Here is a 13906-nt window from a genome sequence, read left to right as displayed (position 1 = left end):
TTTGTTGCTTGGTATGAGCGTTATGGTCAGAATTAAATCAAATTTCTTGAGTTAGATGCTCACTGGCCAGGAATTGCTGAACAGGGCCCGGTCACTCAGCAATCGCTCTGAAGACGAAATTGCCCGTGGATGCGGGTATGTCGGCCCCAGTGGTCGAGTTCTACGCAAGGGCTTTTACAAAGCCCTAGTGGAAGCGAAGGGCTACAAGCTTCCCTCCTCCAGTTCTGGTGGTGGGGGTGGAACGAGAGGTCGCCAAGCCGAATTCAAGACCCGGGTTCATGGCAATGGAAATCTGCTGATCGGTCATGCCTGCACCCGTCGCCTTGGCCTAGAGCCCGGCCAAGAGTTTCGGATTGAATTGCGTCAAGACTCCCGTTCCATCTGGCTACTGCCAATGAACAACGAGGAGCTCAAGGTTGCAGAGGTGAGTGCTGATCAAGCTGCAAAAAAAGACCCAGGTTGATGAAACCCGGGCCCTTGCGCTCACTGGCCTAAAGAGCCTGGCTGCGTGGTGATCACGCAGCAGCTGGTGGATCTTGATCGTTGTGAATGGTTGAGCTAAAGGCAATCAGATCAATGCCGCTGAAAAGCAAGCTGATCCCCACGAGCATTCCCAGCACCCAAACCAAGTTCCAGGAATTCAGCGTCACGATCAACAGACCAAGAATGAAGGTGATCACGCCGTTGGCCACGGCCCAGCCCGCTCCAGGACGGTTGCTATGAGAAAGGCCGTTGAAAAAGGCCACCACACCCTCAACAAGAAACACGATCCCTACCACTAGTGATAGGGAGATGACTTGATCCTTAAGCGCTGCAGCGCTGTCGAAACTGCTGAGCATCGATGCACCCGCAACGATGAACAAGGTTGAAACCACTAATCGCCAAAAGCAAATCCAGCGGCCCATGCGTTTGGAACGGGCCAGATTGCTGATCCACCCCACGACACCTCCAACGAGAAAGACAACGGCGATCACTCCGGTGACCCATACGGATGCAAGCACCGGAAAAATCAGGGCAATCACTCCTAAGATCATCAGCAGAATGCCTTCGGCGATGGCGAAAGCTTTAAAAGTCCCGAGGGAATCGGGACGATCGTCAGCGGTCATGAACGTTGCAAAAGAGACACTCACGAAAGGTATTGATTCCCCGAGGATCTGACCGGTTTTTGTGATGTTCCCTCAGCTTCAAGCCTCAGCTCCAACCGTGGGCGGCGAGCCACTCAGCGCTCATAGAACTGTGTTTGCCCCCGGCGGATGGAGTGCCTTCCCGCGAGTGGTCGAGCAGGCGTTCCGTGTAGCGAGCAAGCAGATCGATTTCTAAATTCACCTCATCCCCGGGTGCGAGATCGCGCAAGGCTGTGGCCATCCAGGTGTGAGGAATCACGGCGATCCAAAATCGTGCGCCTGCATCCGAACACCCTGCCACCGTGAGGCTGATGCCATTCACGGCCACACTGGCTTTCTCACAGATGTAGCGGCCATAGGCGGCATCTCTCCAGCGCAACTCGAGATTCCAGGATTGGCTGAGGGCTTCGATGGCCAGCACCTCGCCGATGCTGTCGACATGACCACTCACCAGATGCCCGCCAAGGCGATCGGACAGGCGTAGGGCTGGCTCCAAATTGACCGCCCCGCCTGTTGAGGCCTTGCGTCCGAGGGTGCTTCGTTGCAGCGTTTCTTCGCTGACATTGGCAAGAAACCCATCGCCCACCAGTGCCGCCACCGTGAGACAGACGCCATCAACGGCGACGCTGTCTCCAAGCTGCAGGGGCGCGAATGGATTGCAGCCACTCACGACGAGGCCACTGCCGCGGCGCTCAATCCGACCAACAGCTTGCACCAGACCCGTGAACATGCTGCGCCTTCAGCGTGTGTTCACTGGTCATAATCGAGGAAGGGGGGGAGAGCCGTCGATGGTGGAAATGAGCGTGATCGGCATTGCGCTAGATGCCGCCAGTCGCAGTCCGATCGTTTTGCTTCGCGATCCATCTCGACGGCGCCAAGTGCCGATCTGGATCGATCAGGCCCAGGCCCACAACATCATGGCTGGATTGAATGGAGAGCCCTCACCTCGCCCCTTAAGCCATGACTTGATGGTGAGCTTGTTGGCTGCCGGTGAGCTGCACCTCGAACGGGTCATCATCCATGCGATTGAAGACAGCACCTTTCGCGCTGTGTTGAAACTCAGCCACGACGCACCAGTCGATGAGATGGAAGATTCCGCAGACTATGAGCCGATCGAGGAGCAGCAGACAGGGGACGATCTCCTGAACATCGATGCCAGGCCCAGTGATGCCATTGCGCTTGCCATCCGCACTGGCAGCAGCATTTGGATGTTGGAGGAAGTCGTTGCTGAAGCCTCGATCGCTGTGGATGCAGAAGCGGATGCAGAGGATCGCACCGAGTTTCGTCGATTTTTAGATCAGGTCAGCCCTGCCGCCATGGTCCGCCACCTGCAGTCCAGACAACCCAAGGACGAGGAAACAAACGAGGACACTCCTCTGGAATGACCACAGAGCCTTTGGATGGTGCTGGGATTCGTCGTGCGTTTGGTACGGGTCCAGCGGTGAGCTTGTTCACCCTTGGGACGATGCGTGCTTTGCAAGATCGTGCCCAAATGCTTGCCGTCTTGCGGGCAGCCCATGCCGCTGGGATCAATCACTTGGAGACGGCACCCGCCTATGGCCCTGCTGAAACCTTTTTGGGGCAGGCTTTGGATCAGCTGGCTCAGGAAGGGATCGTTCCTGAAGGGGGGTGGTTAATCACCAGCAAACTCCTTCCAGGCCTGTCTTTGGAACAAGGGAAACGCGCCTTATCTGCGTGCCTTGAACGGTTGGGACGCCCCTTTCTGCATGGCTTGGCAGTTCATGGCCTGAATCGAGAGAAACACCTGCATTGGGCGGTTGAAGGAGAGGGAGCAAGGCTCTTGGACTGGGCGTTGAGATCAGGGCTTGTGGGTCAAGTTGGCTTCAGCAGCCATGGCTCCAATGCACTGATCGCTCGTGCGATCTCAACGGGGAGGTTTCGGTTTTGCAGCCTGCATCTCCATCTCTTGGATCCAGCCCGGCTTCCCTTGGCGTTGGAAGCGCTGGATGCAGGGATGGGAGTGATGGCGATCTCCCCCGCCGATAAGGGGGGCCGTTTGCAGGCACCAAGCTCACGGCTGAAGGCCGATTGCCAGCCTTGGGACCCCCTTGCTCTTGCTTACCGCTACCTCTTAGCTGCCGGAATTAGCACCCTGACGGTTGGGGCCAGCCGCCCGAGCGATCTCAACCTGGCCGCCTCCATGGCCAGCAGTGATGGGGCGCTCACCCCTGCAGAGCAGACGGCTGTGATTCGTCTCGAACAGTTGCGGCAGCAGCGGCTTGGAGACACGCTTTGCCATCAATGCCGTGCCTGTCTCCCCTGTCCGAAGGAGGTGCCCATTCCCGAGTTGTTGCGACTGCGCAACCTGCGACTTGCTCACGACCTGCAGGAGTTCACAGAAGAGCGTTACAACTTGATTGGGCGCGCTGGCCACTGGTGGGAGGAGGTCAACGCCGAAGGCTGTGAGACCTGCGGGGATTGCCTGCCCCGTTGTCCCCATCAACTAGCGATTCCTGATCTCTTGGCGGAGACCCATCAGCTCTTGGCCGCGGCCCCTCGACGACGTCTATGGGGTTAAGGCCTGCCACTTGGCTTTCAACGCCTCCTGTTCTGACGGATCCAGAGGGGCAAGATTCCAGCAGCGTTGCCAGATCTCCTCGGAGGGAAGAACCAGGGTGCGAAGCCGTTTTGGCACCCGCGACATGGCAGTGCTGAGTTGGGAACGAGCCAGGGGCGGAACCCAGCCTGCCGAGAGCATCCGACTCAGCAGTGGCTCTTCCCAGGCCTTCTCGACCCAGTCCTGAGGGAGGGGCTCTTTGCTTGAACGAGGGCGCAGCATCACGGTCCAGTTCAGGGGCGCACCCTGCGCAGGCAGCACTGCATGCAGCCTTTGATCCCGAAGCAGTGCTGCCATGCAGCGTTGGAGAGGCAGCACGGCCACTTGTGCATCGCCTTGCAGCAACCAGTTGAGGGCATGGCGATCATCAAAACTGATCGCTGCCTGTTTGAGGCTTCGGAGGGCATCAGGGCTCTGCATGTGCTCTGCCAGCGACATCACCAGCCGCGGGCTCGACGGCAACAGAACGTTGCCTTTCAGTTCAGGCTGGAGCAGAACATCCCAGCTGTTGGCTGCTTGGCGTTTGAGGGCTGGCTCTCCTCGAAACAGCATCACCCAGGGGCTGACGCCCACCGGAAAAATTTTGCCTTTCCAGTCGCTAGGTAATTCAGACAGAAACCGCTCTGATGCCGGTCCTAATTGCGCTTGAAGAGGGGCGGCATCAATGGCTTGAAACGATCCCGGATCCAGACGTGATAACCAACCATCCCCAATGGTGAGCAGATCGGTGGACGACAGCCACGGGGGGGCGGAGCTGTTGATCGCTTCCAGGTCTGCAATGCGCCAGGGCGCCTTGAGTTGCTTTTGCCACAGGGCAGGCAGGCTCTTCCTCGGGGCCCGCAAGAGAGGCGAATCATTCGACCGCGCACAGCCTGTGAGCCAGGAGAGTCCGGCAATCAAGCCGGCCTGAAGCAGCTGTCGCCGGCGAAAGGAAACGGGCTGAGCAGATGGGCCGATCATTCTCAAACCTTACGGGGCGGGATCCCTTGGAGATTCCTGCTGTTTGCGCTTGGATTCGAGCAATTGATCCATGGCGTTGTCGCACGCCTGGCTGATGCGCTCCAAGGACAGTCCACGCAGCTGCGCAAGCAAGGCGAGGCCTCCGGCACCCACGCCCTCTTTCACGTGTCCGAGCTCGTAATCACGCAGCGCGAGGTGTCGACTGCCCTGAAAGCGCAGGCCAGTTGCTAACGCACAGATGGAAACATCGAAATGATTTTCCAGTAATGCCAGCAGCTCGACCAGGGATGCGCGTTTACTCCCGCTGGGCGTGAGCACTTCCCCAGCCAACCAGGCGGTTGTGCCAATCAGCACTTGCTTGCAAAGCAAGCGGCGCTGTTTGGTCGACACCATGTTGAGGGCGAGTGCCAGCACGGTCGCCATCTGACTGCCCCCAGCCAAGAGGAGGGGTTGACGGCTCTTGAGCGATCCGATCAGTAACCCGGTCGCAAAGGCCTGAAAAGGATCTCCCACGGCAGCTAAGAGCTCCTGAGCGGAAGGTGTTGCGCTGAGCTTTGCCGATTGCAGCCCCTGACGCACCAGGTCTCGTTTTAAGGCCATCGGAGGATGGATGGCACTCCCGCTGATCAGGTCATGGGCGGGAACGCCAAGACCGCAAAGAACAGCTAACGCTGTGGTGGTCCCTCCGGGGACACATTCAGCAAGCACGAGCGGGTGGCGCAAACGTTCACCGAACCGTTGGCCTTGGTTGAGCAGCTGCATGACTCTCTGAGGTGTCATGGCCTGCCCGCTGCTGATGCATGCGGCTGGACCAAGCTCAGAATTCTCAAAGTGCAGATGCGCGAAGGGAGGCATCTTGGACAGTCCGATCGAACCCACCCAGGGCTGAATCTTGACCGCCTCCGCAGCCACCCAACTGATCAACGCTGGTGAGACGCCGGCGGGAAGGGGCGGCAATGGCCAGCGAGGCCGATGTGAGGGCCCATACAGCAGCAACTCAGCGTCAGCAATCGCGGTGTAGCGGCGTGATTCCGAGGTGGCACCCGCGGCAGAGATGCCCTCCACCTCTGCGGTCAACGTGGAGGACAGCAGGAGTAAAAGATCGGGAGCGGGTTCGGGATCAGACCAAAAGCGGTGGATAGCACCCGACCAAAACTCCGATGCTGGACCGGAAAGGCGGGTGCATCCCGCCGGGTGCTCAAAGAGGGTCGAGGGCGACCAGGCCATGGAGCAGGGGAGGAGGTTCAGGAATCGGAGCTTGGAGACGGGGAAAGATCCAGTAGGCCAAAGCGTGGAGAGCCAGCACATAAACCAGCTGCTGCACCACAACGAGCGTGATGGCCATGGCTTGCACCAACAGCAGATCTGGGGCGAGGGGCAGCTGCAGCAACTCGAGGACACGATCGAGCAGTCCGGCTCCGGCTCTGGTGATCACGACCCAAAGGTTCTCGCCCACCATCAGGGACAGCGCGACCACCCTCACGAGAAATCCAGCAGCTCCAATGACGACACCAAGCCCCCAGCTGATCCACCAGCTCACCTTTTTCTGCCAGCACCACCCGAGCCAGAGCGACAGCATTCCGTAGGGAAACAGCATCAGCGGCCCGCGCAGAGGACCCATCAGCACCACCAGCAGCAGAATCGCTACAATGACTCCTTCCAGCCCAGCCCGACTGCCCCGACGCACGAGAAGCAGCGCCAGGGGCAGAGGGAGGGCAAGACGGAACAGGGCTCCACCGATCGGCAGGTAATACAGAGCCAGCCAAATCAAGGCTGCCGCCGCCGCGAGGTAAGAGGCCTCCATCATGCGTAGAGCCTGTCGACGGCTGAGTTGCGGTTCCATCACGTTTAAAGCTGTCCTGGGCTGTCGCTAGCGGCTTTTTTTGAGGTTTGAAGCGAAGGGATTTTCTCAATCGTTTCGACTTCGAAGCTAATTCCGGCGCGGCGTAAGGCATCCGTGACACTTTCCGCTGGTGCTGCAGGATCAGCGGCAGCCAATCGAATTGTGATGCGATAGGGCCGAGGCTCGGCGGGTATTGGGTTGGGTTGGACGTTGGTCTTTTCCTGCGGAGTCTTCGCTTCCGAAGGATCTGTCTCCTCGTCTTCCGGCTCCGATGTTTTCGCTTCGGATGTTTTCGCTTCAGGTGTTTTTGCAGCTGTCGCCTTGTTTTTGACGGGCTGGTCTTCAGCTCTCTCCTGCTCCTTTACTGCGGATTTTGCTTCCTGCTTCACCTTGGAACTTGCTGTCTCCTCGGCCGCGGCGGGTGCGGCTGGTGAATCGAAGCTATCGGCAAGCCTCTCCCCAAAGGTGGTACCTGAGCAGGCCTGCAAGGCAAGCAGCAGCGGCATCAGCAACCACCGCGCGCGCATTAAGCGTCACCAGGACGGATGACGCGCACGGCACTTGCGCGAAGACGCCCGGTTTTGGTCGTTGCCGGCGCTTTACGGGCAGCAGGTTTGGCGGTCTTGGCTTTGGCGGTGCTTTTGGCCTTGGTGGTGGTTTTGGCCGTTGAGGTTTTGCGTCGTGACGTTTTTTTGGTAGCGGCTTTGGCATCGAGGAGTTCGATGGCTTCTTTCAAGGTGATGTCGTCGGCGCCTTTGCCTTCCGGCAATGACGCATTCACTTTTCCCTGCTTCACGTAAAGGCCGTAGGGGCCATCAAAGACCTGCACGGTCTCTTCGCTTCCCTCCGGTTTTCCAAGATCCTTGAGCGCCGTCCTTCCCCCGCGTCCACGTTTTGGCATGGCGAGCAGTTCCAGGGCTCGGCTCAGCCCAACGGCGAGCACGTCGTCATCGCCCTTGAGGGAGCGATAGTCCTTTTCGCCTTTCCCCTTGTCCCAAACCACGTAGGGGCCAAAGCGACCCAAGCCAGCCTGAACCCTGCCGCTCTCTGGATGTTCGCCCAGGAGACGGGGCAAGCGCAGGAGTCCGAGCGCATCATCCAGCTTCAGATCTTCGGGCTTCACCCCTTTCGGCAAGGAGGCCCGTTTCGGCTTGGGATTCTCGTCGCTGACCTGACCTTTCTGCACGTAGGGCCCGTATTGGCCGAAGAGCAGGTAAACCAGATCGCCCGTTTCTGGATCCTCGCCGAGTGCTTCTGGACCATCGGCTTTGTGCTTCAGGATCAGCTCTGCTTGTTCGTGATCCAGTTCTCCTGGGGTCACGTCCTTAGGCAGGTTCGCCTTGATCAGCTCCTCTTCTCCGTCGTCACCAACGCGTTTGGATTCGAGATAAGCGCCGTATCGCCCGATCCTGATGACGCAAGGCAAGCCTTCGAGGTCGATCGTGCGTGATGCTCCCGGGTCGATGTCTCCCTCGCGTTTTTGGACCAAGGACTCAAGTCCTTGGTCGCCTTTGAAAAATCCATTCAAGTAGGGCAGCCATTGCACTTTCCCGGTGGAGATTTCATCCAGCGTGGTTTCCATGCGGGCCGTAAACCCGGTATCCACCAGATCAGGAAAATGCTCTTCCAGCAGAGCGGTTACGGCAAAGGCTGTGAAACTTGGGGTGAGCGAATTGTTGTTGAGCGAGGAATAGCCTCGATCCACGATCGTGCCGATGATGCTGGCGTAGGTGGAGGGACGACCGATCCCCTCTTTCTCCAGCATTTTCACCAGGGAGGCCTCGCTGAAACGAGCAGGCGGCTGGGTTTGGTGTCCGAGCGCTTCGACGTCATGAACCTTGGGTGAGTCCCCAATTTTCAGGGCCGGCAACAACACTTCCTGGCCTTCCAACGCGGCATCAGGATCGTCGCTGCCCTCGACGTAGGCGCGGAAAAAGCCAGGGAAATCAATGCGTTTTCCACTGGAGCGGAACACGGCTTCTCCCACGGTGAGATCCACCGCGAGCATGGTGAGCCGGGCTTCGGCCATTTGGCTGGCAACTGTGCGCTTCCAAATCAGCTCATATAAAGACAGATCACGCCCTTCGAGGCCTGTTTCGGACGGAGCGCGGAAGCTCTCACCTGAAGGTCGGATCGCCTCATGGGCTTCCTGGGCATTGCGTGACTTGGTGCTGAACTGCCTGGGCCCCTTGCTCAGATACTCCTTGCCGTAGCGCGATTCCACACAGCTGCGAGCCGCCGTAATGGCTTGATCGGAGAGATGCACCGAATCGGTGCGCATGTAGGTGATGAAACCGCGTTCGTAGAGGCCCTGAGCGCAGCGCATCGTCTCGCGCGCGGAGAGACGCAATTTGCGATTCGATTCCTGCTGCAGGGTGCTGGTTGTGAACGGCGGAACGGGCCTGCGCACCGTGGGCTTTTCCTCGACCGAGGAGACGGTCCAGTCCGACGATTTCAGGCCAAGCGACAGGGAGCGAGCGTCGTCTTCGCTCAGGAGACGCACCTTGCTGCCCTGTTTGAGGCCGCCGGTGCTTTCATCAAAGTCAGTGCCGGTGGCGACTTTCGTCCCGCCGAGGTGGGTGAGCTTGGCATCAAAGCGGAGGCTTTGCTGCTCGAGCGCAGCTTTCAGATCCCAGTAGCTGCCACTGCGGAAGGCGCGTCTTGCTCGCTCTCGCTGCACGAGCAGTCGGACAGCGACGGATTGAACACGTCCGGCCGAAAGCCCCCAAGCAACTTTCTTCCACAACAGGGGCGAGAGGGTGTACCCCACCAATCGGTCGAGAATTCTTCTGGTTTCTTGGGCATGCACCAGCTCCATATCGAGCTCACGCGTGTCATCGAGTGCCCTGGAAATCGCTTCTTTCGTGATCTCGTGAAACACCATTCGTTTCACGGGGACCTTGGGTGACAACAGCTGGAGCAGGTGCCAACTGATGCTTTCACCTTCGCGATCTTCGTCCGTTGCCAGCAGCAGTTCATCAACGCCCTTCAGGGCGTCTTTGAGCTCGCGCACAATTTTTTTCTTGTCCTTCGGGACCACATAAAGAGGTTCAAAGTTCGCCTCTGTGTTGACTCCGAGGTTGGCCCACTTCTGACCTTTTTGAGCTGCGGGGATCTCACTTGCGTTGTTCGGCAGATCCCGCACATGGCCCATCGAAGCTTCCACCCGATAGCCCTTTGGGAGGAATCCACGGATGGTGCGCGCCTTGGTGGGGCTTTCAACGATGACCAGGGTGTTCGCCACGGGGGGTCGGTAACCGTCCCCTTCTTTATCGCACCGCCGAGCTTTCTGCAGCGAAATCAGCGAATTCACTCAGGGAAGAGCAGGAGCGCAGCTACAGTCCCTCCAATTGGTTTTACCAGACTCGCCATGCCCGAGTTGGGTGCTCTGCTTCTCTCCACCCAGGCCGTGGCAGCTCCTGGAGAGCTGCTCAATCTCGCTTTGCATGCCGGCACGGTGGGGCCTGAGGCTGCTGTTTTGGTGGCCATGATTGCCACGTTGCTGGTGGATCTAGCGGGGGAAAAAGTTTCAGTTCGCTGGGTTCCACCCATTTGCTACGCGGGGTTGGGGACGGCTTTGGTTCTGCTGGCTCTGCAGTGGAATCAACCCCTTGAACCTTCGTTCTTAGGGGCGTTCCTTTCCGACCACCTCGCGATTGCGTTCCGGGCTGTTGTTGCCCTCTCCACCCTGCTGTCGCTTCTGATCAGCTGGCGATACGCCGAGCAAAGTGGCACGCCCGTTGGGGAATATGCCGCCATCCTGCTGGCCGCCACCTTGGGCGGAATGTTCCTTTGCGGTGCCACAGATCTGGTAAGCGTTTTCGTGTCTCTCGAGACGCTGTCCGTGGCCAGTTACCTGTTATCCGGGTACATGAAGCGTGATGCGCGAAGTTCCGAAGCGGCGCTCAAATATCTCCTGGTGGGTTCAGCGGCGGCGGCTGTGTTCCTTTACGGAGCGTCGCTGCTGTACGGCCTGAGTGGCTCAACCAGCTTGGAAGTGATCGGTACGGCTCTGGTGACCAGCCCCACCCCATTGGCCGCTCTTGCGCTGGTGTTTGTTCTCGCCACGGTGGCTTTCAAGATTGCAGCTGTTCCTTTCCACCAGTGGACGCCTGATGTTTACGAGGGATCACCCACCCCGGTTGTGGCCTTCTTGTCCGTGGGCTCGAAGGCTGCAGGTTTTGCCCTAGCCCTGCGACTTCTCGTTGGCTGTTTTGGAAGTTTTGACACGCAATGGAAACTCCTCTTCACCGTTTTGGCGATCCTCAGCATGACGCTGGGCAACGTGGTGGCCCTAGCCCAGACCTCCATGAAGAGGATGCTGGCGTACAGCTCGATTGGGCAGGCCGGATTCGTGATGATCGGTCTGGTGTGCGGCACGGAAGACGGCTTCGCCGCCATGGTGCTTTACATGGCCACCTATCTGTTTATGAACCTTGGTGCATTCGCTTGCATCATCCTGTTCTCGATCAGAACGGGAAGCGACAGAATTTCTGACTATGCCGGTCTGTATCAGAAAGATCCCTTAATCACCCTTGGCCTGAGTCTCTGCCTCCTTTCCCTTGGTGGCATTCCACCAATGCTTGGTTTTTTCGGGAAGATTTATTTGTTTTTTGCGGGCTGGGCGGACCACCAGTACGTCTTGGTTGTGGTTGGCCTCGTGACTTCGGTGATTTCGATTTATTACTACATCGGCGTCATCAAGATGATGGTGGTGAAGGAGCCTCAAGAGGCTTCAGACGTTGTGAAGGCCTATCCACCGATTAACTGGAGCACGATCGGACTTCCACCGTTGAGGGTGGCGCTCGTGCTCTGTGTCGTGGTGACAGCAGTGGGCGGAATCTTGTCCAATCCTCTGTTCGAATGGGCTAGCAGCACGGTGGCTGGCACCCCTTTGTTGCAGCAGGCGATTGCTAACTCCTCGGGAGCGTCCCTTGGCTGATCTCTTGGATGAAGCCCGTCCATCGGTGGCTCAGCTTCGAGATGTCAGCAAGGTCTATGGATCTGGAGAAACGGAGGTCAAAGCCCTCAATGGGCTTGATCTGGATGTGCTGCGTGGTGATTACTTGGCAGTGATGGGTGCGAGTGGATCGGGCAAGAGCACGGCGATGAATGTTCTGGGCTGTCTTGACCGACCCACCAGTGGCTCCTACTGCCTCAATGGGAGTGCTGTGGAGCGGCTTGATGACGATGCGTTGGCCGATCTGCGCAATAAGGAACTGGGTTTTGTCTTTCAGCAGTTCCATCTCCTCCCCCATGCGACAGCACTGGAGAATGTGATGCTGCCAATGATCTATGCCGGCCTCCCTCCATCGGAGCGGGAGAAAAGGGCTAGGGCAGCCCTGCAACAGGTTGGCCTTGGGCAAAGGATGCAGAATCGCCCCAACCAACTGTCGGGTGGTCAGCAGCAGCGGGTGGCTATCGCCAGAGCAATCATCAACAAGCCAGCGCTCCTCCTCGCTGATGAACCCACCGGGGCCTTGGATTCACGCACGACGAACGACGTTTTGAACTTGTTTGATGAGTTGCACGCTCAAGGCATCACGATCGTTCTCGTCACCCATGAAGACGATGTGGCAGCGCGTGCTCAGACTGTGATTCACTTTCGCGACGGTAAAGTCGAGCGCGTGGCAGAAAACCGCGTTAACCCAGGCCTTAAAACGCCTTCCCCTCAGTAAATTGATAAAGCTTGATAATGGCCCAGTTGTCAGAACCCTCTGATCAAACGATTCGAATTCTGCTTGTGGATGACGAAGTCCGTTTGACGGAGTTGTTGCGATTGGAGTTGGACGTTGAAGGTTATGAGGTTGAGGTCGCAGCTGATGGCGCGACCGGATTGATCAGAGCTAGAAGTCAACCCGAGCCTGATCTCATTATTCTGGATTGGAATCTTCCAGATTTTTCAGGCGTAGATATTTGCCAGCGAATTCGCAGCAGTGGAGTAATGACTCCGATCTTGATGTTGACGGGGCACGATGATGTTTCTGATCGCGTTAAAGCTCTGGATGCTGGCGTTGATGACTATTTGGTAAAACCTTTTTCAATAGAAGAATTGATGGCTCGCTTGAGAGCGATGCAGCGCAGAGCGCAAGGCTTTTTAGGATCCGGACAAGGCAGAGATGCCGAGTCCACATTCTTGTCTGTTGGAGGTTTGACGCTGAACACCCAGACAAGGGATGTGCATCGTTCTGGGCAAAGGATTCAGCTTTCGGTGAAGGAGTATGAGCTGCTTTGTTTTTTGATGCGTGGCAGTGGAAAGGTGTTGGAAAGATCTGAAATTATGAGGGGTGTTTGGGGAGATGATTTTTATGGAGATGACAATTTGCTCGACGTTTATATACGTTACTTAAGGCAAAAAGTAGAAAGCAAAGATCTTCCGGATTTGATCCACACGGTCCGAGGTGTTGGATTCATTTTAAGAGACGAAAGTCATTCCTCAGACTCTTGATAACCTCAGGCTTTATTCCTTTCGAGACTGTTCATAAGTTGCCCCACGAGCAAGGAAACAGCATCAGTGCCAGACGCTGCGATTGGGTTGAGATCGAGTTCGCCGGGATCTTTGGCTACCCAGCCATTCCCTTGTTTCACTCTCAGTTCGAAATGAAGATGAGGTCCTGTGCTGAGGCCGGTGCTTCCCACCCTTCCAATCACCTCACCTTGTTGGACCTTTTGCCCAGATTTCACGTAGATCTCTGAAAGGTGCCCGTAGAGCGTGCGCCGTGTGGGGGACGTGTGCTCCAGTTCCACAGCAATGCCGTACCCCCCGGCGAGTCCGCTACTCATCACCGTGCCTGAGAGGGCCGCAATCACAGGAGTGCCTTCTGGGGCGGCCAGGTCTTTTCCTGCATGCATCAACCATTGGCCGATCACGGGATGCTGGCGCATTCCGAATTCACTTGTGGTGATGGCAGAGCCGATGATGGGAAAGAGCAGGCGCTGATCACCATTGCCAGCGATCGCAAGAGGTCTGGGCGAAACGGAGAAGACGGATTCCAAGCGAAAGCCATGTCCGGCTCCTGCAAGAAGCGCAGAAACCGGCACGGCGATGGGCGCGAGGCGCCGATTCGTTTGCCTGAAGGTTGCGCGATTGGAACGCCCGCGAAAGGCGACGCCAGTGGCACATTCACGCTTGGACAGAGCGCCACTACGACAGGCTTGCTGAAAGCGCGGCACATCGATGGGCTTGGCGACGGCTCCTCTCTCCAGCGTTCGCCGCTCCTGGGGCGTAATGATTTGGTTGCGTTCGAGGGACTCCAGCGATCGATCAAAGCGTTGGGGTGGCTTGACGCGAAGCTCAGCGGGAGGAAGGAGGGGGGCTTGTGGTCCGGGAAGGACTTGAGGGGTCTGAGGAGCAGAGGGCAGGGTCAGCAGCAAGGGAGCAGTAAGCCAGCGCAGAACCAC

Annotated in this window: 14 protein-coding genes; 6 read left to right on the top strand and 8 right to left on the bottom strand. The window is 57.8% G+C overall.

The features are described from left to right. Window positions 1-55: 55 nt before the first annotated feature. Window positions 56-463 (top strand): AbrB family transcriptional regulator, encoded by a 408-nt coding sequence (locus SynROS8604_RS11470; protein ID WP_186544085.1) that lies wholly within the window; start codon window positions 56-58, stop codon window positions 461-463. A gap of 52 nt (window positions 464-515) precedes the next feature. On the opposite strand, the gene SynROS8604_RS11465 is transcribed toward SynROS8604_RS11470, so the two are convergent. Beyond that, window positions 516-1106: an HdeD family acid-resistance protein gene (locus tag SynROS8604_RS11465; RefSeq protein WP_186544084.1), complete on the bottom strand. Its 591-nt coding sequence runs from the start codon at window positions 1104-1106 to the stop codon at window positions 516-518. 85 nt (window positions 1107-1191) lie between these two features. Beyond that, complete coding sequence (locus SynROS8604_RS11460) at window positions 1192-1854, bottom strand: riboflavin synthase (RefSeq protein ID WP_186544083.1); 663 nt, start codon at window positions 1852-1854, stop codon at window positions 1192-1194. A 58-nt stretch (window positions 1855-1912) separates the two neighbouring features. Between SynROS8604_RS11460 and SynROS8604_RS11455 the strand changes: the two genes are divergently transcribed. Beyond that, window positions 1913-2509, top strand: a complete 597-nt coding sequence (locus tag SynROS8604_RS11455) for a bifunctional nuclease family protein (RefSeq protein ID WP_186545958.1) — start codon at window positions 1913-1915, stop codon at window positions 2507-2509. Next, a complete protein-coding gene (locus SynROS8604_RS11450) occupies window positions 2506-3663 on the top strand; it encodes an aldo/keto reductase (protein WP_186544082.1) in 1158 nt (385 codons plus the stop codon). Before SynROS8604_RS11455 ends, SynROS8604_RS11450 begins: the two co-directional genes overlap by 4 nt. Here the strand turns inward: SynROS8604_RS11450 and SynROS8604_RS11445 are convergent. From SynROS8604_RS11445 to topA, 5 genes are read right to left on the bottom strand one after another with little or no spacing between them, the layout of a single operon-like run. Next, the gene (locus tag SynROS8604_RS11445; protein WP_186544081.1) at window positions 3652-4662 is read right to left on the bottom strand and encodes an ABC transporter substrate-binding protein; all 1011 of its coding nucleotides are present in this window, start codon (window positions 4660-4662) and stop codon (window positions 3652-3654) included. The genes SynROS8604_RS11450 and SynROS8604_RS11445 overlap by 12 nt on opposite strands. Window positions 4663-4671: 9 nt before the next feature. Beyond that, window positions 4672-5889 carry a nicotinate-nucleotide--dimethylbenzimidazole phosphoribosyltransferase gene (locus SynROS8604_RS11440; RefSeq protein WP_186544080.1) on the bottom strand — a complete coding sequence of 406 codons (1218 nt, stop codon included), beginning with the start codon at window positions 5887-5889 and terminating at the stop codon, window positions 4672-4674. After that, window positions 5861-6505, bottom strand: a complete 645-nt coding sequence (locus tag SynROS8604_RS11435; RefSeq protein ID WP_186544079.1) for a DUF2232 domain-containing protein — start codon at window positions 6503-6505, stop codon at window positions 5861-5863. Before SynROS8604_RS11435 ends, SynROS8604_RS11440 begins: the two co-directional genes overlap by 29 nt. Before the next feature lie 5 nt (window positions 6506-6510). Then, entirely contained in the window at window positions 6511-7032 is a 522-nt protein-coding gene (locus tag SynROS8604_RS11430; protein WP_186544078.1) for a hypothetical protein, read from the bottom strand. Then, window positions 7032-9749, bottom strand: a complete 2718-nt coding sequence (gene topA, locus SynROS8604_RS11425) for a type I DNA topoisomerase (RefSeq protein ID WP_186545957.1) — start codon at window positions 9747-9749, stop codon at window positions 7032-7034. The genes SynROS8604_RS11430 and topA overlap by 1 nt, the downstream gene beginning before the upstream one ends. A gap of 126 nt (window positions 9750-9875) precedes the next feature. Here topA and SynROS8604_RS11420 point away from each other — a divergent pair, with 126 nt between their 5' ends. Genes SynROS8604_RS11420 through SynROS8604_RS11410 form a run of 3 tightly spaced genes read left to right on the top strand, consistent with a single transcriptional unit; the run spans window position 9876 to window position 12953 of the window. Beyond that, window positions 9876-11447, top strand: coding sequence for an NAD(P)H-quinone oxidoreductase subunit N (locus SynROS8604_RS11420; RefSeq protein WP_006853493.1), 1572 nt, complete (start codon window positions 9876-9878; stop codon window positions 11445-11447). After that, window positions 11440-12183 (top strand): ABC transporter ATP-binding protein, encoded by a 744-nt coding sequence (locus SynROS8604_RS11415; RefSeq protein WP_186544077.1) that lies wholly within the window; start codon window positions 11440-11442, stop codon window positions 12181-12183. The genes SynROS8604_RS11420 and SynROS8604_RS11415 overlap by 8 nt, the downstream gene beginning before the upstream one ends. Before the next feature lie 17 nt (window positions 12184-12200). Then, window positions 12201-12953, top strand: a complete 753-nt coding sequence (locus SynROS8604_RS11410) for a response regulator transcription factor (RefSeq protein ID WP_186544076.1) — start codon at window positions 12201-12203, stop codon at window positions 12951-12953. Window positions 12954-12958: 5 nt separating this feature from the next. Here the strand turns inward: SynROS8604_RS11410 and SynROS8604_RS11405 are convergent, their stop codons facing one another. Further along, window positions 12959-13906: a M23 family metallopeptidase gene (locus SynROS8604_RS11405; RefSeq protein WP_186544075.1), complete on the bottom strand. Its 948-nt coding sequence runs from the start codon at window positions 13904-13906 to the stop codon at window positions 12959-12961.

It is taken from the genome of Synechococcus sp. ROS8604, from assembly GCF_014279655.1.
In the GTDB taxonomy this organism is placed as follows: Bacteria; Cyanobacteriota; Cyanobacteriia; order PCC-6307; family Cyanobiaceae; genus Synechococcus_C.
The sequence above is the reverse complement of the archived record's forward strand: the minus strand, read 5'-3'. Positions and strand labels throughout refer to the sequence as shown.